This window comes from Campylobacter sp. IFREMER_LSEM_CL2090 (genome assembly GCF_025771865.1).
Lineage (GTDB): Bacteria > Campylobacterota > Campylobacteria > Campylobacterales > Campylobacteraceae > Campylobacter_D > Campylobacter_D lari_D.
On the sequence record NZ_JAKMRA010000004.1, the window covers coordinates 115233 to 141761 of the forward strand.

A 26529-nucleotide genomic window follows, 5' to 3' on the forward strand; every position below is an offset into this window, starting at 1 on the left:
AGATATAAATGCAATTTCAAACTGAAGTTAATCAACTTTTACAACTTATGATTCATTCTTTGTATTCTAACAAAGAAATTTTTTTAAGAGAGCTTATTTCTAATGCAAGTGATGCACTTGATAAACTTAGTTATTTAAGCGTGAGTGATGATGCTTATAAAAATTTAAAATTTGAGCCAAAAATTCAAATTAATTTCAATCAAGAAGCAAAAACCTTAACTATAAGTGATAATGGTATAGGTATGAATAAAGACGATTTAATCAATCATCTTGGAACCATTGCTAAAAGTGGCACAAAAAGCTTTTTAGAGAACTTAAGTGGTGATGCCAAAAAAGACTCTCAACTTATAGGACAATTTGGTGTAGGTTTTTACTCTGCTTTTATGGTAGCTTCCAAAATAGAAGTTTTAAGCAAAAAAGCATTAGATGACAAAGCTTATCTTTGGACTTCTGATGCTAGTGGCTATGAAATAGAAGATGCAAATAAAGACGAACAAGGCACTTGCATAACCTTGCATTTAAAAGATGAAGAGTTTTTAAACTCATACCGCATTGAAAGCATAGTAGAAAAATATTCAAATCATATACAATTTCCTATTTTCATGGAAAAAGAAGAATATTTACCACTAGAAGAAGGTGAAAAAGAACCTAAAAAAGAATTAAAAAACACTCAAATTAATACAGCAAGTGCCTTATGGAGACAAAATAAAGCAAGTTTAAAAGCTGAAGATTATGAAAGATTTTATGAACAAAACTTCCATGATTCAAACAAGCCTATGCTTTATATCCACACAAAAGCTGAAGGTTCTATAGAATACAATTCTTTATTCTTTATACCTGCGCAAGCTCCATTTGATCTTTATAGAGTAGATTATAAAAGTGGTTTAAAACTTTATGTTAAAAGAGTTTTTATAAGTGATGATGATAAAGAATTATTACCAACTTATCTAAGATTTGTGCGTGGGATTATTGATGTAGAAGATTTGCCGCTTAATGTTAGTCGTGAAATCTTACAAGAAAATAAAATCTTAAAAAGCGTTCAAGAAGCAAGTGTTAAAAAAATCCTAGCTGAACTTAAAAAATTTAAAGAAAAAGATAAAGAAAACTATCTTAAATTCCATGAAAATTTTGGAAAAGTTTTAAAAGAGGGTTTATATGGTTTTGGCGAAAATAAAGACGCTATAGCTAAGCTTTTATATTTTAAAAACTCAAATAAAGAAGAATTAATTGATCTTGAAGAGTATAAACAAAACCTAGCTGAAGGTCAAAATGAAATTTTTTATATTAGTGGAAAAAATGAAAAGCTTTTAAGAAATTCTCCACTTCTTGAAAGCTATAAACAAAAAAATATCAATGTTTTATTACTTGATGAGGAAATTGACACCATAGTTATGCCTATGATGAATGAATTTGAAGGCTTAAAATTTAGCGCTATCAATCATCTAGCTAGCGAAGAAACTAGCGAAGAACAAAAGGCTGAATTTGCAAGCTTGCTCATCAAAATAAAAGAAGTTTTAAAAGATGATGTTGAAGAGGTAAAACTTAGCCAAAGACTTTCAAATAGTCCAAGTTGTATTGTTTATGATCAAAATAAACCTGATTTTGCTATGCAACAAATTCTTAAACAAATGGGGCAAGAACAGCAAGTTAAACCTATACTTGAAATCAATCCTAATCATGAAATTTTAAAAGCCTTAAAAGAAAATGATACTTTAGCTAATGAAATGGCACATATTCTTTTAAATATGGCTAAACTTAGCGAAGGTATGGGTATAGATAACCCTAGTGAATTTAACAATGCCTTAAGCAAAATCGTTTCTAAGGCTTTAGAAAAATGAAAAATATAGCTATTTCTAAAGATATTTTGCATGAATTTTGCATTATAGATGTAAGAACCCCAAGCGAATGGAAAAGCGGGGTTATAAAAGAAGCTGTACTCATCGCACTTTGCGATGATAATGGCTTTATGAATGAAAATTTCATCCAAGAGTTTAAAGAAAAAGTAGATTATCAAAATAAAAACATAGCCTTTGTATGTGCTACAGGCTCAAGAAGCAAACATACTGCTGTGATGATAGAAGATGCTCTAGGTATAGAATGTACTAATTTAGATGGTGGCATGGTAGCGCTTTTATCACAAGGTTATGAAGCAACAAAAGAAGGTTGATTATGAAAAAAATATTTTTATCTTTAATGCTTTGTACTAGTTTTGTTTTAGCAGAAGTTAAAAATATCGATATTAACGCAGGAATTTTAGAAAATTATCAAGTAATTGATGTTAGAAAACCTAGTGAATGGGTACAAACTGGTACTATAAAAAATGCCATTAAAATTAGCTTTTACAATGAAGATGGCAGTATAAATAAAAATTTCGTCGAGGAAATTAAAAAGATTTCAAGTAAAAAACCTATCGCTATAGTTTGCAGAAGTGGAGCAAGAAGTGCTAAAGCTTCTGCTTTACTAGATCAAAATGACATAGAAGTTACTAATTTAAAAGGTGGTATGAATGCACTTTTATCACAAGGTTATGAAACCTCAAAATAAGTCTAACTAGACTTATTTTTTCTTTGGTCTAAACACAGAAATTACTTCTTCATTATTTTCAATATAAGCTCCACCTATCAAATCTACACAATAAGGAATAGCAGGAAATATAGGCTCAATACATTCTCTTATAGCTTTTGGATTACCCGGTAAGTTAATAATTAATGATTTTCCTTTTATACCTGCACTTTGTCTTGAAAGTATAGCCGTTGGTACATATTCTAAGCTTTTTGTACGCATTAACTCCCCAAAACCTGGAAGCATTTTATCACACACTGCTTGTGTTGCCTCTGGTGTCACATCACGCAAAGCAGGCCCTGTACCTCCTGTGGTAAAAATCAAATCACATTTTACTTCATCTGCCAAATAAGCTAATTTTTCTATGATTAAATCATACTCATCAGGAATTAGCTCATAATAAAAGCTTTTTTCATTTTTTATATAAGAATCTAAAATTTTTTCTATCTCTACTCCGGATTTATCCTCATAAACTCCGCTACTTGCTCTATCTGAAAGTACTAAAATTCCTATTTTTACCATTTTCACTCCATTATAATTTTTTCTATATCTTGTTTTTCTATTTTTTCATTTTCTAAAAGAATACTAGCTAATCTCACTACTTTTTCTTTCATTAACTCTAAAAATTCTTTCACTTCTTGCTTTTGCTCTTGTAATAAACCCTCATTTGCCATAGCGAAAGTTTCCATAAAAACGAGCAATTCTTTAACCTTTAAAAGATCACTTTGTGCATTAGTGTAACTTTCATTAAAAATAAGCTCCATAGCAACTGAACCTGCTAAAAAAACTTTTATTTTATTTAATAATTCTGATTTTGATTTGATAGTATTTTCATATTCTTTAAACCTATCTTCAATTAGGGTAATTTTTTCAAATTTAACATCAAAATAAAAAGCACACAAGGCTTTAGCTGCTTGATATGTGGCTTGAATTTTTCTTTCCTTGTCGCTTAGAGAAAAAATCTTTTTTTTACCCATTAAAACTTTATTAAGCACTGCAAAAAAATCATTTTCTTCTATTAAATCTGATTTTCTTCTTATGGCATTAATAGCCGCTTCATTAACTAAAGTCTCTAAAGCTGCTCCGCTAAAACCCACACTAGCTTTTGCAATTTTTTCTAAATCTACACTAGATTTTTTTTCTTTCATATAATTTTGCAAAATATGCATTCTATCTTTAAAATCAGGCAATGATATAAAAATTCTTCTATCAAAACGCCCTGATCTTAACAGTGCATTATCCATAAGATCGATTTTATTTGTAGCGGCCATCACTATAACCCCGCTATTATCTTCAAATCCATCCATTTGAGTTAAAAGCTGATTTAGGGTATTATCTCTTTCTACATTAGAAAAATCCCCCCTACTTTTACCAACTGCATCAATTTCATCTATAAAAATGATACTTGGAGCTTTTGATTTAGCTTTTAAAAAAAGCTCTCTTACTCTTTTTGCGCCCATACCTACATAAATTTCTACAAAACTAGCCCCACTTTGATAAAAAAATGGCACCCCAGCTTCACCTGCTACTGCTTTTGCTATCAAGGTTTTACCTACTCCAGGAGGGCCTACTAGCAAAACGCCTTTTGGCATTTTCACGCCAAAATCTTTATATTTTTGAGGATTTTTTAAAAAATCAACGATTTCCAAAAGCTCCACCTTAGCCTCATCAACCCCTGCTACATCTTTAAATTTAACTTCACTTACTACATCTTGTATGGTGTTATTTTGTTCATTTTTTTCTAAAATATTTTTTTCCAAAGAAAGTAAATTTTGCCTATCTTTGTTTTTTTTATTAAGAAAGAGTAAAAAGCTTATGAGAAAAGCAAGTAAAATAAATATCAAAAAAAACTCACTCAAATCATAATCTTTAGCATATTCTAAAGGAATTTTTTGCCACAAAGCATTTAAATCCACTACATCTTTAGCGATTAAAAAATTTCCTTCTTTGCTTTTTAATAATATTTCATTATTTTCTACTATAGCCTTTTGGATTAAATTTTGTTCTAAAAGCTCTTCATAAGCAGCCTTGCTAATATAATCTGGTTGATTTTTTAAAAATGCAATCAATATAAAAACACAAAGCAATAAAAATGAAGCTAAGATAATCTTTTTATTTTTCATCCTCTAACCTTATATAGTTACAATCTTCTTTGCATTCATATTTTTCAATACTTATCCATTGTTTAGCAATATCTTCTTTGCTTGTAATTTTGATTTTATTAAAAAATTGATCATAGCCTTCATAAAAACCATCTTTTTTACTCTCGACTAAAATTTCTAAAATATTTTTTTGGTTTTTTCTAAACTCATAATTATTTTGTGCGACTATATCTTTTAAAATATTTAATCTTTCTTTGGCTATATCACCATTAATTCGCTCACTCATAGAAGCAGAATGCGTTCCATCGCGTGGTGAGAAAATAAAAGCATGGATATGTGTGAGTTTAAATTGTTTGAAATTTTCTAAAGCTTCTTGCCATATCAACTCACTTTCCCCAGGATGTGCCACGATAAAGTCTGTTCCTAAAGCAAAACCTTTTTGATTTAACTCATTAAACAATGCTAAATCATTTTGCGTGTGTGATCTTCTACGCATGATGCGTAGCATTTTCTCATGAGTGTGTTGCAGGGCAATATGCAAATGCTTTTCAAGCCAAGGTTCATCTAAAATTTCTTTAAAACTCTCATCAATTTGAGCAGGTTCTAAACTCCCAAGTCTTACTCTTTTTATACCATTAATCTTGCCTATTTCTTGCAGTAATTTTCCAAGTGTAGTTTTATCTTTTAAACCATAACTTCCTATATTAGTACCCGTTAAAACTACTTCACTATAGCCATTTTGAGCCAAAAGTTTGATTTGTTTTATTATTTCCTCACTTGGCATGCTTCTTGATTTACCTCTAACACTTGGGATTATGCAATAACTACAAGCAAAGTCACATCCTTCTTGAATTTTTACAAAAGCTTTAGTGTGATTTTCATAATTACTTACGATTTTTGTATCAATAAAGCGTAAATTTCCAAGCTCATAAAAGGCTTTATCCTGTGAGATTAACTCGTTAATTTTATCTTTATTAGAAGCTCCTAAAACTCCAAAAATTTCTTTTTTATCAAAAAAATCCTTTCCCTTGCTTACAGCACCACAGCCTGTAAGTATAACCTTAACTCCATTTTTTTTTACACTATTAATATAACTTCTAAGCCCACTATCAGCACCATTTGTAACCGTGCAAGAATTTATCACTATCACATCAGCTTCTTGTTCATTTTGTGTGACAATATGATCTTTAATATAAGTTTTTAATAATTGCGTATCATAAATATTAGTTCTACAACCAAAAGTTTTAAAATATACCTTTTTTTTCAAATATCTTCCTTATTTTCTATAAATTCATGTTTTGCCATATATAAATTTTGTGATGGATAGGCTATTTTTATATCATCATGTTTATTAAATTCATTGATAATTTCTTTACTTATATTACTTCTTAAAACCAAGGCCGCATAAGAATTTGTCATATACCAAGCAGAAATTCTCATACCATAACCTTCTAAAAATGTAAAAAACCTAGGTTCTACTTTAGGATTTCTAATGCTGTATTCATTTCTTAATTTATTCATGGATTCTTTTGCAATTTTTGTATAGCCTTTAGAAGCTTTTATAACGATTTCTTCTACTATATCTAAGGCTTTTTGATGATTTGAATCAAAAGTTAAAGTAATATCAAGTCCATCCCAAATTGTTTTCATCCCATGATGAGTATAATTTGATATAAGATTGGTAAAAATAAAGTTATTTGGTATGAAAATTATCCTACCACTTCTTCGATTATCTGTATAAGTTAATAAAGATATATCTTCATACAAAGTTATTCTTAAAAACGAAATATCAATTATATCGCCGATATAATGTGTATTGTTTTGAAAAACTCTCACCCTATCACCCACTCTAAAACTTCCACCAAAAACTATCACACACCAACCAAGCATAGACATAAACATATCTTTCATAGCAATAGCCAAACCAGCAGAAGCAAAACCAAGAACGGTCACTAAATAGCTGATATTTTCAATATATCCAAAAAGCAAGATTAAAACAATTACATTGATATTAATAAAATTAATGATTTTATTTGCTGTATAAAAGCGATCATTATCACCTATATATTTTCTAGCTATAAATTTGAGTAAAAATGCTATGGCTACAACTATAACAATAGCCAAAACTATATTGAAAGCTCTTACACCCTGAATTTTAATTGAAGCTGTCGTTTTTTCAATCTCTTCTTGAATTTTTTTCTCATACACAGAATAAGAAATTTCTCCAAAACGCAGAGTTTGTGAAAAATCTCTAACCATTTGATTGGATATTTTTAAATATTCATCATGCTCTTTATTAGAAGATAATTTAGCTATTTCAGCTACTAAAACATTTTCTTTTATAAGCTCATCTAAAGTTTGCTTAAAACTATTTAAAAGATTGACATATTCTTCTTTGTCGCGTCTTAATTTTTTTATATGTGAGTATGCTGAAATAATAGCTAAAGGATTAGTTAGCTTATCTATTTTATCAACTTCTTCAGGTGCCAAAACCATCTTAGAAAAATTTGCACTTTTATACTCACTTAAAAGCTCTAGTCTTTCTTTTAAAATTAAAATTTGTCTTTCTATAATGCTTTTATTGCGTTCATTAGCTTTTAAACTTTCTTTTTCTAAAGCCAAAATTTCATCTTGAGTTTTTCTGTAAATGTTAAAATTATTATATTTAATTATCCAAGTATTATATGCTAAATTATTATGTAATTCATTTAATTTTTGTTCTAAATGCTCTATATCATCTTGCGCTAAAAGTAATGTAAAGGGTAAGAGCAAAATCAATATAATTTTTTTCATGCAAACACCTCTAAAGTGTGTAAAATATCTTCTTTAGATATATCATTTTTTATACAAGCTTTTCCTAAACCACAAGCTAAAACAAAATTAATCTTTTGAAAATGTGTTTTTTTATCTAAGAAAAAGGCATTATAAAACTCTTCTATATTTGAAATTTTATAAGATATGGGTAATTTAAATTTCACAAGCAATTTTTGTACTCTTTGGCATTCTTGCTCGCTTAATAACCCCAAATTTAAAGCTAGAATATTTGCCATGTTCATACCTATAGCCACGGCTTCACCATGTAAGTACTTTTTATATCCTGTTTGATTTTCTATAACATGAGCAAAAGTATGCCCATAGTTTAAAAGCATTCTTAAGCCACTTTCTTTTTCATCTTGTGAAACCACATTAGCTTTAAGTTCTATACTTTTTTGGATGATTTGAGCTAAAATAATATCATCTAATTTAGCATTAAAAATTTTATCCTCGTCCAAATTTTCCAAAAAAGATAAAATTGCTTCATCAAAAACCACAGCCATTTTAATAAATTCAGCCATACCTGCAGCTAGCTCTCTTGAAGGTAAAGTTTTTAAAAACTCACTCTCACAATACACTGCTTTTGGCTGATAAAAAGTGCCTATTAAGTTTTTACCAAATTTATTATTCACTCCGGTTTTACCACCCACACTTGCATCCACGCAAGCTAGTAAAGTTGTAGGGATATTGATAAATTCTATCCCTCTTTGATATATACTTGCTACAAAACCACCCATATCAGAGATCACCCCACCACCAAAGCTTATGAGTAAGCTTTTTCTATCTAACCTATAAGTACACATTTGATCTAAGATATATTCTATAGTTTGTAAATTTTTATACTCTTCGCCATCTTTGATTTTTATAACAAAAAGTTCTTTAGCATGAATTTTTTTCAAAAGTGTATCCAAATGTAGTTTTGCAACTAATTCATTAGTTAAAATCACTACTTTAGTATCAAAATTTAATTTTTCTAACTCATTTATATAGACATTATAACTTGTATTTTTATCTAAATTTACCTTAACTTGCATTCTTTTCTCACAATGATGGTATAAACAATTGATAATTTTTATTCATCTTATAATATATCGTATTTAAATCCGTTTTTAAAATTTTATTGAAATTGTTTCCTAAAATTTTTTCATTAAATGGTATAAAATGCAATATATTTTGTTTGTAAGAAAATTTATTGATAGGATTATGTTCTTTTTCTTCTATCAAAAGTAATTTTTCATCATGAAGTTTTGAAAGGCTTTCAAAATACTGATGATATTCAAAAATTTCGGCTTTATTTAATTTTAAAGCATAGTAATACAAGGCAAGGCCTAGTTGAATTTGCTTGTTAAAATCAAGCATAATAGAAGCAATACCCTCTACATCTTCAAAATTTGAACTTAAAACTACAGAAGATTTTAAATCTGCAAAATCCCCTTTACCTGCTTTTAATACAGGAAGTTTTAAAGTAAAAAGAAAACTTTTTTCTTTTTCAAAAAGATAATCCTCCACCACTAGCAAACCTATGCTAGTATTTTCCACAAAAGGTTTAATGTTTTTTATATTTGTGCTTTCAAAGTCAAATATCACTTCAGTGCTATTTTTATGCAAGGATTTAAGTTTATAATACATAGGAGTTAAAGTAGGATTAATCACCTTAAAATAAAGTTTTTTGCTATTGATTCTTACATGCAAAAGCAAGCTTGCAAAAATAAGCTTTTCTATAGCAAACTCACTCATTTTTTTCATATCTATAATACAAAGTATATTATCTCCAAAAGGTGATGGAAAGCGTCCTAAGCTTGTTTTAACATTAGTAAAAACACTTTGCAAAACTTTAGGATCACCTACGATTAAAATGCTATCATTTGGCATTAAAATAAGCCCAGGTCTTGCCAGAATAAATTCATTATTTCTATAAACCATTACGATTTTAAAGCGTTTTTGGCTAATAGAGCTTATGTGTCTATAAGCAAAGCTTGACCCTGCAGGAATTTTAACCTCCATAATCTCACCTTGTCCAAGCCCTATAAATTGTGCCATTGAAGGCATATTATCCAAACAACCTGTCAATCTTGTACTTAAAGTATCATAAATATTAATTACCTCACAAAAATTATCATCAATTTGACTATTCCACAAATCCATAATAACTATATTTAATCTTGGATGTAATTTTCTTAAATTTTTATAGCAAGCTAATGTATCTGCTTCTTCTTGCATATAAATAATAGCTTGATGAAAATTTTCTTTTAATAAATTTTCTAGCTTAATCAAACTCGTAGGATCAAATTTAAAAAAAGAAATTTGTTCATTCTCTAAGTCTAAGTCTACGCTATCATCATTATAATACACAACACTCAAAGACTCTTTGAAGGTTTTGTTATTATAAATTTTCTTTAAAAAATCTTTCGCAAAAGGTCCATCAGCTAGTAATAAAATCTTATTCATTCACACCTCTAAAATATAAAGTATAATTATAGCAAAGTTATAGTTTATATTTTAAAGTTTTTGTTTTTTCAAAATATATTCCACTACTTAATATATCTTTTAAATTAACAAAAATTATTATTTTTCATTCAGTAAAAATCTTAATGATGGATACTTATTTAGCTTATAAAAGGATTTTAAAGTTAAAGAGATATAATAAATATTCCTCACATGTCAATTAAAATCTACTTAAAAAAAACTGTATAATATATTTTTTGGATAAAATTATCACAAAATTTTGTAGTATATATAATAGTATTATCCATAAAATAAATATTAATATATATAATTATTTAATAAAAAATTTATTTAAAAAACAACTTAGCAAACTAGCAATAATTATAAAAATAATATAAATATAAAAATACTCCTTATATACAAAATTAACAATAAAAGGGGTTATAAAACCCAAAATCGCATAAGAAATATTATAAGCAAAAGAAAGACCGCTCGATCTTAACTCTGTGGTAAAAATTTGAGTCATAAAAATAGGAGCAAAAGCTATAATACCTTGTGCAAAACAAGCAAGCAAATAAAATAACAAAAACCACTCATTATAAAAGCTAAAACTAATGCCAAAAATTCCAAAAAGTAAAGTGAAAATCAAACAAATTTTAAAATGTCCTAAAAAATCTGCTAAATATCCTTGCGCTAAACTTCCTAGTATGATCATCACTATGGCCAAATTTTGATATAACAAAGCAGTAGTTTTGCTAACTCCTAATAAGCTTTCAAAATATTGTGGCAGTATCATTAAAGTAGCCACCCCACTTGTTAAAACCACAGTAAGTAAAGCGCATATTAACATACTTTTTTTATGTGTTTTTAAAGCCTGCAAAAGTGGGAAATTTAAAATTTTTTCTTTTGCTTTTATATTTTTAAAAGCTGGTGTTTCATTCAATTTCGTGCGTAAAAATAAAGCCAATATACCAAAAAATCCTCCTATAAAAAAAGGAATTCTCCAAGCAAAGCTTTCTACTTCTTCTTTATCAAAATACGCATATATAGTCAAAGTCACTAAATTTCCAAGCAATAAACCTAAAGTCAAAGTCGCTGAAATAAAACCAAGTGCCAAACCAAGTCTTTTTTTACTCACAAATTCACTCACAAAAATCCAAGCACCACTAACTTCAGCTCCTATGGCTAATCCTTGGGCTATCCTAATAACAAAAAGCATAAAAGTAGCCAAAAGCCCTATACTTTCATAAGTAGGTAAAAAGGCCAAAACAAAACTTGGTACAACCATTAAAAGCATGCTAATATAAAAAACATTCTTACGCCCTTTTATATCTGCAAAATGCGCTAAAACAACAGCACCAAAAGGTCTGGCTAAATACCCTGCCCCAAAGGCTACATAAGTATAGATTAATGGCCAAAAATCATCATTTTGAGGAAAGAAAATTTTTGCAAAAACACTTGCAAAGAAGATAAATAAAACAAAATCATAAAATTCTAAAATACCACCTAAGGAAGCATAGATGGTATTTTTAAAAGCTTTTTGCATTATTAAATTTTGCCACCTTCGATTACTACATCATCAGCTTTTATATCATCGCTAAAAAATGACTTTAAAGTTTCATCATAAGCTTTGTGGAAAAATTGTTCATTTTGTAATTTTAAAATCAAATCATTGATAAAATTTAACATAGCTTTGTCACCTTTTTTTACAGCAGGAGCTATAACATCATGATTTCCAAGTTCTTTAATCACTACTTCAAAATTTGGATTTTCTTTAGCCCAAGCAAAAAGCAATGCATTATCATGACTTAACGCATCACCTCTTTTACCAATTAAAGCTGCAAAAGTTTCTGTATTTTGATCAAATTTAATCGTTTTAATATCTGGCATATTTTTTGTAAAATACGCATCAGCTGTTGTGCCTTTATTTAAAATTAAAGTTTTATTTTTTAAATCATCTAAAGTTTCAATATCTGATCCTTTAGGAGCCACCACCCCAAGAGCAACTTTCATATAAGGTAACGCAAAATCAACCACAGCTTCTCTTTCTGGGGTTTTTGTAAAATTTGCTAAGATTAAATCTACTTTATTTGATTCTAAAAATTCTACTCTATTTGCTGCTTCAACAAGTACAAATTGCACTTTAGACTCATCTCCTAAAAGCTCTTTTGCTATGCGTTTAGCAAAATATACATCATAACCTTGATTTTTCCCTTGTGCATCTAGGTAGCCAAATGGAGGTTTATCGCCAAATACACCTATACGGATTACACCTTGCTGTTTGATTTTCTCTATGGAATTTTCATTAGAGTTTGAATTTGAGCATGCACTAAAAAAAAGTGCCATCAAAAATGATAAAAGAAAAATTTTTTTCATGTTTTATCCTTATGATTAAAAATTTAAATTTTTAAACCTTATATTATTTTTTTAAATAAATATTTTAAAAAAATAAAATTAACGATGAAAATCAAACAAATTGAGAAATTTTTTCGCACGATCTGTCTTTGGATTTTCAAAAAATTCATCAGGATTTGAAATTTCTACTATTTTACCATCATCCATAAAAACTATTTTATCAGCAACTGCTCTTGCAAAACCCATTTCATGTGTAACTATAAGCATAGTCATACCATCTTTTGCCAAATTTAAAATCACATCTAAAACTTCACGCACGATTTCAGGATCAAGCGCTGCTGTAACTTCATCAAATAGCATGATTTCAGGGTTCATACAAAGACTTCTAACTATGGCTATGCGTTGCTTTTGTCCACCGCTTAATTCTTTAGGATAAGCTTTTATTTTATGCAAAAGTCCTACTCTATCAAGCCAGTATTTTGCTTCTTCTAAAATCTCTTCTTTTTTTCTTTTTTGCACCTTTAAAGGTCCTAAAAGTATATTTTGCTCAACATTTAAATGATCAAAAAGCTCATAAGATTGAAACACCATACCTATTTTTTGACGAATTTGAGTCCATTTTTTATAATTTTTATCAATTTTCTCATCATCTACTAAAATAGCTCCATCAGCCATTTCTTCTAGGCCATTAATACATCTTAAAAGTGTAGATTTCCCACAACCACTTGGACCTAGTATAACTACTACTTCTTTTTGATTTACTTCTAAATTAATATCTTTTAAAACATGATGATCATCATAATATTTTTGTAAATTTTGTATTTTTAAAATGCTCATATTAGCTCCATTTTTTCTCTAAAAACTTTGAATATACTGACAAAGGATAACAAAGTATAAAATAAATCAGTAAAATCAAACCATAAATCACAAAAGCCGCATAAGAATTTTGAAATAAATTAAGCTCAATCACTTGTTGACCTACTTTAATAAGCTCTATACCGCCGATTAGATAAATCACTGAAGTGCTTTTGATGATTCTTGTGAAAAGATTAATACTCATTGGTAATAATCTTCTCAAAGATAAAGGTATAATGATAAAAAGATAAACTTCAAATTTACTAAAACCTAGTGAAAGTCCTGACTCATACTGATGTTTTGGAATACTTGCTAAAGATGATCTAACCAAATCCATCATCTCAAACACACCCCAAATACTAAAAACAATAATACTTGAACCCAAAGCACTCAAATGCCATCCAAACCATTTCGCCAAGCCAAAATGCACTATAAAAAGCCAAACAATCAAAGGCATAATACGCACAAACTCAAGCATAAAACGACAAAAAACATAAAGGAATTTGTTTTTAGAATGCATTAAAATTCCAAAAAATACTCCTCCTATGAGTGAAATCAAAACGCTAATCAATGAAAGCTCTAAAGTAACCTTTAAACCTTGCGCTAGTCTAAAAAAGGTATCTTGATTTAAAATTTCAAACATAATTTAACCTTTTTTCTATACGGTTTAACACTAAAGATAAAGGTAAAATCAAGATCAAATAACAAAGCGCCAAAGCAAATAATGCTTCGTTACTTTTATAATAAAGCCCTATAAGATCTTTAGCCACATATACTAAATCTGCTAAAGCAATAATGCTTACTACTGAAGTTTCTTTAAGTAAAAAAATGATATTAGCACTAATGCTTGGCATAGCTATACCCAAAGCTTGAGGCATAATAATATAACGGAAATTTTGCCATTTGCTCAAACCCAAAGAAAGTCCTGATTCATATTGTTGTTTTTTAACCGCTTCCATACCCGCTCTTAAACTTTCAGCCATATAAGAACCACCTAAAAAACTAAGTCCTATCACAGCACAAGCAAAAGAGCTAAGTTGAATTCCAAATTCAGGTAAAGCATAATATAAAAAGAAAAGTTGGATTAGCAAAGGTGTGTTTCTTGAAAATTCTATATAAATTTTACAAATTGTGTTTAAAAAGGAAAATTTAAAATAACTCACTCCCACACAAAATAAACCTACTAAAAATGAAAAAAACACCCCATAAATAGCAAGTTTTAATGTAAGCCAAGAAGCTTGTATAAACATAGGGCTAAACTTGACTAAAAAATCAAAATCCATGAAACCATCCATACTTTAAAATATAATATTGTAACAAATAAGACTTAAAAAGACTTAATTAAATTTTGCATTTTTTCTTTATTTAAAATTACTATTTTACCTTTATTTGTGCAAATAAGCTCATTTTGTTTTAATTCTTTTAAAAAACGCGACAAAGATTCTGGGGGTAAATTTAAAATCACAGCGATTTCTTTTTGTTTTAAATTTTGTAGCTTTTCTTCATTTTCTAGTAAAAAGCTGACTAATCTTGACTTTAAATCCAAAGATTTTTGTCTGATAAAATTTTCTAAAATTCGAATTTTACCGATTAAAGAAGTCAAAAGTAAAAAACTAAATTCTCCATTTTCTAAGCATAATTTTTTAAATTCATTAAAATCAAAAACACAAATTTCACAATCTTGCTCACAAATTGCATTGGCTGGGTAATCAATACCCTCAAACACAGGCATTTCAGCTATAAAATTTACTGGAGTTAGAGTGTGTAGTGTTAGCTCAAAACCTTTTGCATTCACCTTATATATACGCACTTTTCCATTTAGTAAAATGTAAATTTTATTTGCTTTTTCACCTTGAAAAAATAAAATATTTCCTTTCTTAAAATACTTCTTTTCGCCCTTTGAAATCAAAATTTCAAAATGTTTATCCATTTTTTTCTTCCATATTTTTAATACTTTCTTTTGCTTTTAAAACCAGCTCTTCATCATCTGCAAAATCAAAAAATTTAAAGTGATTTCCATGTTGCACTCTACCATCTAGCAAATCCCCACTTAACCTGTTTTTTAAATCAAGCTCAGCTATTTTAAACCCATCTAAAGTTTTAGCAAATTCAAGCAAACGACTTGGAATTTCTTTTTGCTTAGTATATAAATAACAAAAACTCTCAAGTCCTACTCTACCTACCCTACCTCGAAGCTGATGTAAGGTAGCAAGCCCAAGTCTTTCAGCCCCAACAACTACAATCACGCTTAGTCTTGGTAAAGAAATTCCCACTTCAACCACGGTCGTAGAAAGTAAAATCGTGCCTTTTTCTCTAAATTCTTGCAAAATTTGATCTTTATTTTTATCTTTTCCATGAGTCACATAAACATTTTTGTATTTGTTTATCCAATACCCTTGTGCTTGTTCTAGCGATAAATAATCTATATTTTCACTTTCATTTACCAAAGGATAAATGATGATCACTTGATGATTTTTAGCTAGTTCATTATCGATTTTTTTAAGCAAATATTTAAAATCTTTATCTTGTATGCAAAAAGTTTTAATGTCTTTTTTAAAAGGCATTTGTTTAATAAAACTAAAATTTACAAGCTCACTTTGTATCATAGAAAGTGTTCTTGGTATAGGTGTAGCAGAAAATTGCACGATATGTGGAGCATATTGAGAGTTTTTACTAAGCTCACTTATTTTTTGTCTTTGATTAGAGCCAAAGCGATGTTGCTCATCTATCATCACTAAAACTGCTTCAAATTCTTCTTGATGAATGAGCGCATGTGTACCTATGATAAAATGGGCTTGTTCTTTTAATTTTGCTAAATCTTTATCTTTTTTACCACCCTTTAAAAGCAATACATTAACAAAATCAGGCAAAAGTCTTTTTGCTTCATGATAAATTTGCTCTGCTAATATACTAGTTGGAGCCATTAAAATAGCCTTTTTAGGATATACTAGCAAACTTGCAGCAAGTATGACCAAAGTCTTACCACAACCCACATCACCCATCACCACACGCCTTTTAGCGACTTTATTTTGCAAATCTTTTTTAATATCTTCTATTGCTAAAAGCTGATCATTTGTAGGGTTAAATTCTAAACCCTTAAGCCAAGAGCTTATATCAAAAAGTTCTATTTTATAAGCATTTTGTGATATTTTTTTACCCTTTAAACGCCTTAAATGATTAAAAATTTCTATATATTTTAAATCTTTAACTATGGCGTTAAAATTTTCATAAAGAGTTAAATCATCATAATTGTGTAAATTCAAAAGTAAATTGATATATTTTTGTTCTAAATTTAGCGCTTTTAAGTTAGCTTCATTGACATATTTTAAAATAAGCTTTTTGATGCTTTCATCTTTAATAGAGCTAATTTGGTATTTAGGGATTATTTGACCTATGTTTTTTACTATTTTTGGGTTTATAAACTGACAAATTCCATTAAAAAAATTCATCTTTGCATGGATACAAACCAAAGCATTATGTTTAAAAATTTTAAAATGCCATTTATTAGGATGAAAAATTACTATATTTGCTTTTATACCCCATTCTAAACACTCACAAAGTATAAAAAGCTGGGAGTGATGATTTTGTGTGCTAATAATTTTTACATTTTGAGTGCAAAATGTATCTTTTGGAAACTTTGAAATTCTAAAATCATCAAATTTTTTAGGTAAAATCAAAGCCAAATCGATACAATTTTTAACCCCTAAAGCATGAAGTAGTTTTAAGTCCTTTTCTTCAACTTTCATTTTCTATGCTTGCAAAACTCACTTTGGTAATTTCACTATGTGCTTTGATGAAGTCATTTAACTCATCTAAATTAGTGTTTTTAATCTTTTGCATTTCTTCTTTTAAATTTCCAAGTTTTAAACCATGCAAATATTCATTTAGCATTATATCTAGTCTTTTAGCCAAGTTTTCATACCTTAAAGGCATAGATCCTACTAAAAATTGTTTAGCTAGTTGAAATTCTTTTTCATTGACTCCATTTTGGACAAAGTTTTCAAAAACTTCCTTAACTAAAGCTTTAGCCTCATTAGAACTTTCATTTTTAGTTTGCAAATACCCAAAAACTCTACTATAATTTAAATTTACATCAAGCATAGCATATGCTGAATACGCCAAGCCTCTTTTTACACGCACTTCTTCCATCAAACGCGAACCAAAACCACCTTGACCTAAAATAAACAAAGCAAGTTTAGCTAAATACATTTTCTCATCATTAATTTGTATATTAAATGGAGAGCAAAAGTATATATAAGCTTGCTCAGTGCTTTTTTGCTCACTTACTTCTATACTCTCATCAACGAGCTTGTAGCTTTTGTTTTGATTTGGGACATTTCTTTTTAGAATTTGGCAAATTTTTTCTACTTTAATCTTTACTTCATTTTCTTTAATATCTCCACCAAAAACAAATAAAGCATTATCAAGTACTAAATTTTCACTCATAAAATCTTGTAATTCTTTTAAACTAATCTTTTCTATGCTTTCTTTAGTCCCATCAAGACCACTAGCAAAAATTTCATCTTTAAAAACATTCTTATTCAAAAGTCTTTTTGCTTGATAATCATAATCAGTATTTAAACTTGCAAGTTCACCCAAAGCTAAAGTTTTTAATCTTTGTAAGATTTTTTCTTCAAAACGCACATTTAAAAACAATTCTTGTAATTTTTCTAAAGCAAAATCAAAATGTTCTTTCAAGCATTTAATACTAATTTGAAAATGTTCAAAACTAGCCTTAGCATAAAGCTCTATAGCACGGTATTCTAAGCTTTTAAAAAACTCATCATTACTTCCTTCATTTAAAAGCCTAGCAAGCATACTTGCACAACCTCTATTGTGTTTTTCTGCTATTTTTCCACTATTTTTAAAAATGAGCTTAAAAAATACTACAGGAAGCTCATTTTCATACTCATATATTATGTCTATTTTAGTTTCATTAAAGTCTAAATTTAGCATTAAAACCTTTCTAAAATATTATAAGCTGTATCGCGTTTGGCAGGTAATTCCCCTATATCTTTAATAAGTTCTATCATTTGTTCTTGATTCATTCTATATTTTGCACCAGCTGCGGCTACAACATTTTCTTCCATCATAGTTGAACCTAAATCATTTGCACCAAATTTTAAAGCAAGTTGGCCTATTAAAGAGCCTTGCGTTACCCATGAACTTTGTAAATTTTTAAAATTATCCAAATATAATCTTGCCAAAGCTAGCAATCTTAAATATCTATTAGAGCTTTGCTTGATGATTTCAGGGTGTTTTTTGATCAAAGGAGTATTTTCACTTTGAAACGACCATAAAATAAAAGCTCTAAAGCCATTTGTTTTATCTTGTAAATTTCTTAAATGATCAAAATGTTCGATGATTTCCTCATCATTTTCAACCGTACCAAACATCATTGTAGCAGTACTTTTCATACCTATATTATGCGCACTCTCATGCACCCTAAGCCAAGTAGCCGTGTCGCATTTATGTGGCGCTATAACATCTCTTACCCTATCGCTTAATACTTCAGCACCCGCTCCAGGTATAGAAAAAAGTCCTTTGACTTGTAATCTCTTTAAAACCTCTTCTATAGAAATTTTAGAAACTCTTGCTATATAAGCTATCTCTACTGCTGAAAAACCATGCACGGTAATCGTTGGATAATTAGTTTTTATATAAGAAAGCAAATCTTCATACCATTCTATTTTAAGTTTTGGATGTACCCCGCCTTGAAATAAAATTTGCGTTCCGCCTATAGCTTGTAATTCTTCTATTTTTTGCCCTATTTCTTCATATCTTAAAATATAGGAATCATCATCTTTTTCTTTTCTACAAAAAGCACAAAAATCACAATCAATACAGCAAATATTTGTATAATTTATATTTCTATCTACCACAAAAGTAGTTATTTTTTCAGGATGAAGCTCTAATTTTCTCTCATAAGCCATTGCACCTAGTTCATATAAAGGTGCATTTTGGAGCAAATTTAACGCTTCTTTTTTACTTAATCTACTCATTCTTAAACCTTTTTATAAAAAAGGATTATTATAACATTTAAATGTAAAATAATCTTAAAGACGATATAATCAAGCCCTTTAATTTCATATATTCATAGGATACTCATGACTTATAGGTCTTTACTTAAAAATAATAAAACTTTTCGCCTTTTAGCAATAGTACAATTTATAAGTTATTTTGGTGCGTGGTTTTCTCAAGTAGGTGTTTTTACCCTTTTAACTAAAGAACTCGGTGCACCTGCTAATATCATAGGTTTTTCAGCTATTTTTGTTTTTTTACCTTCTATTATACTTGCACCTATAAATGGGGTTATAGTAGATAGATTTAAACCTAAGAATTTATTACTCACAATGATTAGTATTGAAATGATTTCTATTTTTATGTTAATTTTTGTAAATTCTTTAGCCATGCTTTGGTTGTTATACTTTTTAACCTTTGTTCGTATGGCGGTTGCAAGTATGTATTTTCAAACAGAAATGTCAGTTTTACCTAAAATTTTAACCCCACAAGAATTAAAACTAGGCAATGAGCTTCATAGTATCATATGGGCTGTATCATATGCTTTGGGTATGGGTGCAGCAGGGCTTTTTATAGATCTTTTTGGAGTAAAGCCAGCCTTTATAGCTGATACTTTAATGCTATTTTGTGCTATGCTTATACTCAAAACTTTGATTTTACCTAATGAAAAAAATACCACACAAAATAATCTTTTTATATTAATCAAAGAAGGCTTAGTTTATGTATTTAATAATAAAAAAATCATTCATTTGATTTTACTTCATGGGGTTGTAGGGATAACTGCTTATGATGTTTTAATCACTCTTTTAGCAGAATATGAATACGCAAAAGTTATTTCTATACCTCTAGCCATAGGGCTTTCTAATGCTATAAGAGCCATATCTTTACTTATAGGCCCTTATGTGCTTAGTCCTTATATTAATAAAAACACTTTGGTATATTTATACTTAGCGCAAGGTGTGGGTATAATGCTTTGGGCTTGCTTGCAATTTAACTTTTATCTTGCTTTTGTAGGCTTGGTAATGGCTGGTTTTTGCACTTCGTCTTTATGGAGCTATACCTATACACTTTTGCAAAATGATTGCGACAAAAGATACTATGGCAGAGTGATTGCCTACAATGATATGGTATATTTAACCTTTAGTGCAATTATTGCTTTTTCAACAGGATATTTATTTGAATTTTATGGAATAAAACTAAATCATTTTACTTTTGGCTTGGGAGTATGTTTTATCTTTGCAGCAATTTATTGGTGGTGGTTTAATAAAAAATATAATTAATCCACCTTAGAATAATAAACTCCACCTGCTGAAAAGTTTTTTTCAAAATAAGCTGTTTCAGGCACAAGATCTGACTTTCCTGGGTAAATTCTACCTTCTTTATTCAATATCCTATAAAAACGCTCCATAAGTCTTATTTTAAAATCTTGATCAAAATATATCATCATATTTCTTGAAAAAATCACATCAAATTTTCCAAATTTAAATAAAGAATCATCAAAGACATTACAAAGATCAAAACGGCATCTGCAAGCTAGGGTTTCTTTTTTAAGATGATACATTCTATCTTTTACATCAAAATAACGCGTTTTTTGCATAGTGTTTAATCTAGATACTGAACGCTCTGAATAAATCATTTCATTGCATTTATCTATCATTTTTTTATTAATATCTATACCAACTATATTCATACCTTTAACAAAATTCTCACTTGCTAAAATAGCTAAAGAATACACTTCTTCGCCGCTTGAACATGGAGCACAAAGCACATTTACAGGGCGATCAAGAGATTTTATATAAAAAATCACATCTTTTAATTGCTCTAATTCTCTAAAAAAATAAGTCTCACAAACTGTAATAAAATCCATAGTTTCTTGTTTTAAATTTCTTTGAAACTGCACTTTTTCATTTAATTCACTAAGACTGCTCAAGCCTAATTCTTGTAAAAATTTAGGAAGTTTAATAGATAATATATCCTTTTTCGCATTTAAGTTATTTCCACTTATTTGCTCTACGATTTTTACAAAATCATTCATTTCATTTTCTGTAATCTTTATCATCTTTTTTTGTCCTACGATTTGATGAAATTTGTTATTTCTTTTTTGAGTTCTATTAAACTCATAGGTTTTAAATTTGGATTAGTATCTCTAGCTTTTTTTGGCATACCATATACTATAGAATCTGCCTCATTTTCGCACAAACACCTTACTCCTGCTTTATAAAGTTCAAACAAAGACTTAGCACCATCATCGCCCATTCCTGTCATAATCAAAGCTAAAATTTTATGATATTTGCAAAGATTAACAGCAGAATTAAATAGCACATCAATCCCTGGATTAAAACTACTAGTTTCGTCTGTAGTATTTAATGTTAAGGTATTGTTGCCACTTAAAATCATATTTCTTTGACAAATATAAATTTTATTTTTCAAAACTTCCTTATCACTTGGTATAATCACCTCGCTTAATGCTTCTTTGTTAAATTGATTTACAAAAGAAGGAATAAACGCAGGATTCATATGCTGAGCAATCACTACTGCACAATCTTTCAATTCTACATCATTTAGTAAAAACTTTAGTTGGCTTGGGCCACCTGTTGAAGAACCAATTAGTATAAGCTTCATTTTTTACCTTAAATAATTATTGTTATTATATCAAATAAATATTTGAAAACATAAAAAAATAATTATATATAAGAAAGAAAAATTTTAATTAAATATGATAAAATTAATACTTTAAATTTCAAAAATGATAAAGTGAATGTTAAATGTTAAGAGAAAAAATTTATATTGCAAGTGATCATGCTGGTTTTATTTTAAAGCAAGAAATTACTAAATTTTTACAAGAAAAAAATATTACTTTTGAAGACTTAGGTCCTTTTAGTGAGGATCGTTGTGATTATCCTGATTATGCACATTTATTAAGCTCTAAAATAAATGAAAAAAGTTTTGGAATTTTAGTATGCGGATCAGGAATTGGTATGAGTATAGCAGCAAATCGTCATAAAAATATACGCTGTGCTTTGTGTAATGAATCTTTAAGTGCTAAACTTTCAAGAGAACACAATGACGCAAATGTTTTAGCGCTAGGAGCTAGATTAATAGGGGTTGATATGGCTTTTGAAATTATCTCAAATTTTATCAACACTTCTTTTAGCGGCGGAAGACATTGCACAAGAATTAGCAAAATAGAGGAAAGATTATGATCTTAAGTTGGCTTGTATTAACTGTATTAATTTGTATTAGTATTTATATGACTATTATGCTACTTTATTATAAAACCCTGCTTCATAAAGAAAAAGTGGCAAAAGAATTTACAAAAAACAACCTTGATGATACTGAAATTGTTATTAGAAAACTACAAGTACAACTTCAAAGAAGTTTGGGTAATATTGATATTTTAACTGAAGAATTAAACAAAAGCAAAGCAGATTTAACCTCTCTTAGAACAAGAAATTCACAATATCGTATTGAAAATGAAAAACTAAGACAAAGAATCAAAGAATTAGAAGCAAAAATAGAGGCATTATTATGATAAAAGAGCTAGATAAAAAATATTTACTAGATAGCATTAGAGCTATTAAGGACTTTCCAAAAGAAGGGATTGTTTTTAGAGATATTACTACTTTATTAAACAACAAAGAAGCATTTGCGTTTTTAATGGATCATTTAGTTGAAAAATATCAAAACACAAAGCTTGATTATATCGTTGGTATAGAAAGTAGAGGTTTTATTTTTGGAGCTGCCTTGAGCGCTAGATTAAGACTTCCTTTTGTACCCATAAGAAAACCTGGAAAGCTACCTTCAAAATGCTTACAAGAATCTTATAGTTTAGAATATGGCAGTGATACTATAGAAATTCATATCGATGCTTTTAATAATCAAAAAGCAAATGTTTTACTTATAGATGATCTTATCGCTACGGGTGGCACAGCTATCGCTGCTGTGAAACTTATAGAAAAACTCAATGCAAAATGTGTTGAAGCTTGTTTTTTACTAGAATTAAAAGATCTAGATGGTGCTAAAGAATTAGCTAAATTAACTTCTGTTTATAGTGTTTTAGAGGTATAAAATGGAAGAATTTTTAAAACAACTTTTGTATGATTATAAAAATTGGGCTTATATTATTGTGTTTTTATGGTGCATACTTGAAGGAGAACTTGCACTTATTTTAGCAGGTATTTTTGCACATGAAGGCCATGTAAATTTAGGACTTATTATTTTTATAGCAGGCTTAGGTGGCTTTGTAGGCGATCAAATATACTTTTATATAGGAAGATATAACAAAAAATACATTCAGAAAAAACTTCGCACCCAAAGGCGTAAATTTGCCATAGCACATTTACTTTTACAGCGTTTTGGTTGGCCTATTATCTTCATACAAAGATATATGTATGGTTTTAGAACTATTATACCTATGAGTATAGGATTAACTCGCTATAGTGCTAAAAAATTTGCGTTTATTAATCTTATTAGTGCTTGGGCTTGGGCTGCTATAACTATTTTACTTGCATGGTTTTTTGGAAAAGAAATTTGGCTTGCAGTAGAATGGGCTGGAAATCATTGGTATTTTGCAGTGCCAATTATTGCTGGCTTTTTATTAGCTTTATTTTTAGGAATGAAACAAATAGAAAAATCAATACTTACAAGAAGGACTCGCAAATGACTTTTAATTTTATAGAAGAAAATATCGGCTCTATAAATGCTGATTTTGAAATCATTTTAATACAAGATAAAAAAATAGAAAAATACACTCAAAGTCAAGAACTTTTCAAGCTTTCAAGCTATAAAGGTGAAGGAATTTGCATAGATATGCAAAATAAAATTCTTTATAGTGAACTTAAAAGCTTAGAATATGAAGATATAAGGCTTGCTTTTGCAAATGCATACAAAGCTTTAAAAAAACTTGAAATTCAAAGCGTAAAAACAAAAAGTGTCATAGGAAAATGTGTAGTAAATAGCTTTAATGCTATGATTCAAGGATTTACTTTTGGTGCTTATGAATTTAATAAATACAAAAAAGAAAAAACACCAAGCAAATTAGAAAATATCTTCATTGCAAAAGATGAAATTAATAATAAAACATACAACCTAGAAGAAGCTTGCATAGGTATAAACTATGGTCAAATTTTTTCAAATGCTTGTGATTTTGCAAAAAATATCGTTAATGAAATCCCACAAATTTACACTCCTGCTAAAATGGCCGAAGATGCGCTTGAACTAAGCCAAAATAATTCTAATATTTCATGTAAAATTTATGAAAGCGATTTCTTAGAGCAAGAAAAAATGCAAGCATTTTTAGCAGTAAATCGTGCTTCAATTCATCCCCCAAAACTCATTCATCTTTCTTATAAACCACAAAATCCAAAAATGAAAGTAGTGTTTGTAGGTAAAGGGCTAACTTATGATAGTGGTGGACTTAGTTTAAAACCTGCTGATTACATGCTAACGATGAAATCAGATAAAAGCGGTGGTGCGGCTGCAATGGCTATTATTAAAGGTGCAAGCGAGTTAAACCTTGATATAGAAGTTCATTCTATCATCGGCGCAACTGAAAACATGATAGGTGGAAATGCTTACAAGCCTGATGATGTGCTTATTTCAAGAGAAGGTGTGAGTATAGAGGTTAGAAATACCGACGCAGAAGGAAGATTAGTTTTAGCAGATTGTCTTTCGCTTGCTCAAGATCTAAAACCTGATTTATTAATAGATCTTGCTACTTTAACTGGAGCTTGCGTAGTAGGACTTGGAGAATACACAAGTGCCATCATGGGAAATAATGAAGATTTGCAAAATGAATTTTATAAAATAAGTAAAAAAAGTGGAGATTTAGCTACTATTTTACATTTTAATCCGCACTTAAAAGAGCTTATAAAATCAAACATAGCAGATGTTAGTAATACCTCTTCAAGTCGTTATGGTGGAGCCATTACTGCGGGATTATTTTTAAATTCTTTCATTAGAGAAGAATACAAAGACAAATGGCTACATTTAGACATTGCAGGACCAGCTTATTTAGAAAAGACTTGGGGTTATCATAATTTTGGTGCAACCGGAGCAGGTGTTAGAATGTGCCTTTCATATTTACTTTATCTTTCAAGGAAACAAAAATGAGTTTATCAGTTGGTATAGTAGGACTTCCAAATGTTGGAAAATCTACCACTTTTAACGCTCTAACAAGAGCACAAAATGCTGAAAGTGCAAACTATCCATTTTGCACCATAGAACCAAACAAAGCAGTGGTACCTGTGCCTGATCATCGCTTAAAAGAACTAGCAAAAATTGTTAATCCACAAAAAATTATACGCTCAAATATAGAATTTGTTGATATAGCAGGCTTAGTAGCAGGAGCTAGCAAAGGTGAGGGTTTGGGTAATAAATTTTTATCTAATATACGCGAAACAGAGATGATTTTACATATTGTGCGTTGTTTTGATGATGAAAATATCACCCATGTTGCGGGCAGTGTTGATCCTGTGCGTGATGTGCAAATCATAGAAACAGAACTTATACTAGCAGATATAGAGCAACTTAGTAAAAAAATAGAAAAACTCACTAAAGGTGCAAAGGCTAACGAAAAAGGCGCAAAAGAAAGTTTAGCTTTAGCTAATGAGCTTTTAGAGCATTTAAATCAAAATAACAGTGCAAGTTCTTTTGCTAATAAAAATGAAGTCTATCATGCTCTTATAAAAGAACTAAGATTGCTTTCAGCTAAAGAAGTGATATATGGAGCAAATGTAGATGAGAATTCGCTTTTAGAAGATAATGAATTTGTAAAAGATCTTAAAGAATTTGCAGCAAAATCAGGCCATGAAGTAATCAAACTTTGCTCTAAAATAGAAGAAGAAATGATAGCTTTAAGCGATGAAGAAAATTATGAATTTTTAAAATCTTTAGGTATAGAAAGTAGCGGGCTTGAAGTAGTTATACGCACAGCATTTTCAAAGCTAAACTTGATTAGCTATTTTACAGCAGGTCAAGTAGAAGTTAGATCATGGACTATACAAAGAGGTTGGAAAGCACCAAAAGCAGCAAGCGTGATCCATAATGACTTTGAAAAAGGTTTTATCAAAGCTGAAGTAATTTCTTATGAGGATTATATCGCTTGCAAAGGCGAAAGTGGTGCTAAAGAAGCAGGAAAACTACGCCTTGAAGGGAAAGATTATATCGTACAAGATGGCGATGTAATGCATTTTAGATTTAATGTTTAATTTCAATTGCAAGCTAAAACAGCTTGCAATCTCAAAAATACACCCCTCCACTTAAATACAATTTCATTCTATGTTCATCATCATATTTATACTGATGAACTGCTCTTGCTGCATCAAGCTTTATATAATACTCATTAGCTTTATTATAAAGTATTTGTAAGCCTACA

Annotated in this window: 27 protein-coding genes; 10 read left to right on the plus strand and 17 right to left on the minus strand. The window is 29.3% G+C overall.

The window, feature by feature from the left end:
• Positions 1 to 8: 8 nt before the first annotated feature.
• From htpG to L8V85_RS03580, 3 genes are read left to right on the plus strand one after another with little or no spacing between them, the layout of a single operon-like run.
• Positions 9 to 1838 (plus strand): molecular chaperone HtpG, encoded by a 1830-nt coding sequence (gene htpG / locus L8V85_RS03570; protein ID WP_263659674.1) that lies wholly within the window; start codon positions 9 to 11, stop codon positions 1836 to 1838.
• Complete coding sequence (locus L8V85_RS03575) at positions 1835 to 2167, plus strand: rhodanese-like domain-containing protein (protein ID WP_263666565.1); 333 nt, start codon at positions 1835 to 1837, stop codon at positions 2165 to 2167. Before htpG ends, L8V85_RS03575 begins: the two co-directional genes overlap by 4 nt.
• Before the next feature lie 2 nt (positions 2168 to 2169).
• Positions 2170 to 2544 carry a rhodanese-like domain-containing protein gene (locus tag L8V85_RS03580; protein WP_263671317.1) on the plus strand — a complete coding sequence of 125 codons (375 nt, stop codon included), beginning with the start codon at positions 2170 to 2172 and terminating at the stop codon, positions 2542 to 2544.
• Positions 2545 to 2556: 12 nt separating this feature from the next.
• Here L8V85_RS03580 and mog read toward each other — a convergent pair whose 3' ends face one another.
• From mog to L8V85_RS03655, 15 genes are all read right to left on the minus strand, one after another.
• Positions 2557 to 3084: a molybdopterin adenylyltransferase gene (gene mog, locus L8V85_RS03585; RefSeq protein ID WP_412175097.1), complete on the minus strand. Its 528-nt coding sequence runs from the start codon at positions 3082 to 3084 to the stop codon at positions 2557 to 2559.
• 2 nt (positions 3085 to 3086) lie between these two features.
• Positions 3087 to 4685: an AAA family ATPase gene (locus L8V85_RS03590; RefSeq protein ID WP_220566232.1), complete on the minus strand. Its 1599-nt coding sequence runs from the start codon at positions 4683 to 4685 to the stop codon at positions 3087 to 3089.
• Entirely contained in the window at positions 4675 to 5931 is a 1257-nt protein-coding gene (gene mtaB / locus L8V85_RS03595) for a tRNA (N(6)-L-threonylcarbamoyladenosine(37)-C(2))-methylthiotransferase MtaB (protein WP_263660305.1), read from the minus strand. Before mtaB ends, L8V85_RS03590 begins: the two co-directional genes overlap by 11 nt.
• On the minus strand, positions 5928 to 7457 hold the full coding sequence (locus L8V85_RS03600; RefSeq protein WP_263659670.1) for a mechanosensitive ion channel family protein: 1530 nt from the start codon (positions 7455 to 7457) through the stop codon (positions 5928 to 5930). The genes mtaB and L8V85_RS03600 overlap by 4 nt, the downstream gene beginning before the upstream one ends.
• Positions 7454 to 8512, minus strand: coding sequence for a 3-dehydroquinate synthase (aroB, locus tag L8V85_RS03605; RefSeq protein ID WP_263725597.1), 1059 nt, complete (start codon positions 8510 to 8512; stop codon positions 7454 to 7456). The genes L8V85_RS03600 and aroB overlap by 4 nt, the downstream gene beginning before the upstream one ends.
• Positions 8513 to 8519: 7 nt before the next feature.
• Entirely contained in the window at positions 8520 to 9926 is a 1407-nt protein-coding gene (locus L8V85_RS03610) for a COG3400 family protein (protein WP_263737481.1), read from the minus strand.
• A 328-nt stretch (positions 9927 to 10254) separates the two neighbouring features.
• Positions 10255 to 11469, minus strand: a complete 1215-nt coding sequence (locus L8V85_RS03615; protein ID WP_263737482.1) for an MFS transporter — start codon at positions 11467 to 11469, stop codon at positions 10255 to 10257.
• 2 nt (positions 11470 to 11471) lie between these two features.
• Positions 11472 to 12269, minus strand: coding sequence for a cysteine ABC transporter substrate-binding protein (locus tag L8V85_RS03620; protein ID WP_412175244.1), 798 nt, complete (start codon positions 12267 to 12269; stop codon positions 11472 to 11474).
• Positions 12270 to 12377: 108 nt separating this feature from the next.
• Complete coding sequence (locus L8V85_RS03625) at positions 12378 to 13115, minus strand: amino acid ABC transporter ATP-binding protein (protein WP_263665990.1); 738 nt, start codon at positions 13113 to 13115, stop codon at positions 12378 to 12380.
• A gap of 1 nt (position 13116) precedes the next feature.
• Positions 13117 to 13776, minus strand: a complete 660-nt coding sequence (locus L8V85_RS03630) for an amino acid ABC transporter permease (protein ID WP_263662289.1) — start codon at positions 13774 to 13776, stop codon at positions 13117 to 13119.
• The gene (locus L8V85_RS03635) at positions 13769 to 14416 is read right to left on the minus strand and encodes an amino acid ABC transporter permease (protein ID WP_263737485.1); all 648 of its coding nucleotides are present in this window, start codon (positions 14414 to 14416) and stop codon (positions 13769 to 13771) included. The genes L8V85_RS03630 and L8V85_RS03635 overlap by 8 nt, the downstream gene beginning before the upstream one ends.
• Before the next feature lie 44 nt (positions 14417 to 14460).
• On the minus strand, positions 14461 to 15063 hold the full coding sequence (locus L8V85_RS03640) for a Crp/Fnr family transcriptional regulator (RefSeq protein WP_263737486.1): 603 nt from the start codon (positions 15061 to 15063) through the stop codon (positions 14461 to 14463).
• Positions 15056 to 16879, minus strand: coding sequence for an ATP-dependent DNA helicase RecG (recG, locus tag L8V85_RS03645; protein WP_263737487.1), 1824 nt, complete (start codon positions 16877 to 16879; stop codon positions 15056 to 15058). Before recG ends, L8V85_RS03640 begins: the two co-directional genes overlap by 8 nt.
• Complete coding sequence (locus L8V85_RS03650; RefSeq protein ID WP_263737488.1) at positions 16869 to 18089, minus strand: M16 family metallopeptidase; 1221 nt, start codon at positions 18087 to 18089, stop codon at positions 16869 to 16871. Before L8V85_RS03650 ends, recG begins: the two co-directional genes overlap by 11 nt.
• On the minus strand, positions 18089 to 19135 hold the full coding sequence (locus L8V85_RS03655; protein WP_263659621.1) for a dehypoxanthine futalosine cyclase: 1047 nt from the start codon (positions 19133 to 19135) through the stop codon (positions 18089 to 18091). The genes L8V85_RS03650 and L8V85_RS03655 overlap by 1 nt, the downstream gene beginning before the upstream one ends.
• Before the next feature lie 105 nt (positions 19136 to 19240).
• On the opposite strand from L8V85_RS03655, the gene L8V85_RS03660 reads away from it, so the two are divergent.
• Positions 19241 to 20434 carry an MFS transporter gene (locus tag L8V85_RS03660; RefSeq protein WP_263726225.1) on the plus strand — a complete coding sequence of 398 codons (1194 nt, stop codon included), beginning with the start codon at positions 19241 to 19243 and terminating at the stop codon, positions 20432 to 20434.
• Here the strand turns inward: L8V85_RS03660 and L8V85_RS03665 are convergent.
• Positions 20431 to 21213, minus strand: coding sequence for a CheR family methyltransferase (locus L8V85_RS03665; protein WP_133318962.1), 783 nt, complete (start codon positions 21211 to 21213; stop codon positions 20431 to 20433). The two genes, L8V85_RS03660 and L8V85_RS03665, sit on opposite strands and share 4 nt — an antisense overlap.
• An 11-nt stretch (positions 21214 to 21224) precedes the next feature.
• Positions 21225 to 21776: a CheB methylesterase domain-containing protein gene (locus L8V85_RS03670; protein ID WP_133318963.1), complete on the minus strand. Its 552-nt coding sequence runs from the start codon at positions 21774 to 21776 to the stop codon at positions 21225 to 21227.
• A 143-nt stretch (positions 21777 to 21919) separates the two neighbouring features.
• On the opposite strand from L8V85_RS03670, the gene rpiB reads away from it, so the two are divergent.
• The 6 genes from rpiB to ychF are packed head-to-tail and all read left to right on the plus strand — an operon-like array spanning position 21920 to position 26362.
• A complete protein-coding gene (gene rpiB, locus L8V85_RS03675; protein WP_263660291.1) occupies positions 21920 to 22357 on the plus strand; it encodes a ribose 5-phosphate isomerase B in 438 nt (145 codons plus the stop codon).
• Positions 22354 to 22686, plus strand: a complete 333-nt coding sequence (locus tag L8V85_RS03680) for a hypothetical protein (RefSeq protein ID WP_263737489.1) — start codon at positions 22354 to 22356, stop codon at positions 22684 to 22686. The genes rpiB and L8V85_RS03680 overlap by 4 nt, the downstream gene beginning before the upstream one ends.
• A complete protein-coding gene (apt, locus tag L8V85_RS03685) occupies positions 22686 to 23222 on the plus strand; it encodes an adenine phosphoribosyltransferase (RefSeq protein WP_263660353.1) in 537 nt (178 codons plus the stop codon). Before L8V85_RS03680 ends, apt begins: the two co-directional genes overlap by 1 nt.
• 1 nt (position 23223) lies before the next feature.
• Complete coding sequence (locus L8V85_RS03690) at positions 23224 to 23817, plus strand: DedA family protein (RefSeq protein ID WP_133318967.1); 594 nt, start codon at positions 23224 to 23226, stop codon at positions 23815 to 23817.
• Positions 23814 to 25265, plus strand: coding sequence for a leucyl aminopeptidase (locus L8V85_RS03695; RefSeq protein WP_263726227.1), 1452 nt, complete (start codon positions 23814 to 23816; stop codon positions 25263 to 25265). The genes L8V85_RS03690 and L8V85_RS03695 overlap by 4 nt, the downstream gene beginning before the upstream one ends.
• Positions 25262 to 26362, plus strand: coding sequence for a redox-regulated ATPase YchF (gene ychF, locus L8V85_RS03700; RefSeq protein ID WP_258109061.1), 1101 nt, complete (start codon positions 25262 to 25264; stop codon positions 26360 to 26362). The genes L8V85_RS03695 and ychF overlap by 4 nt, the downstream gene beginning before the upstream one ends.
• Positions 26363 to 26529: the final 167 nt, after the last annotated feature.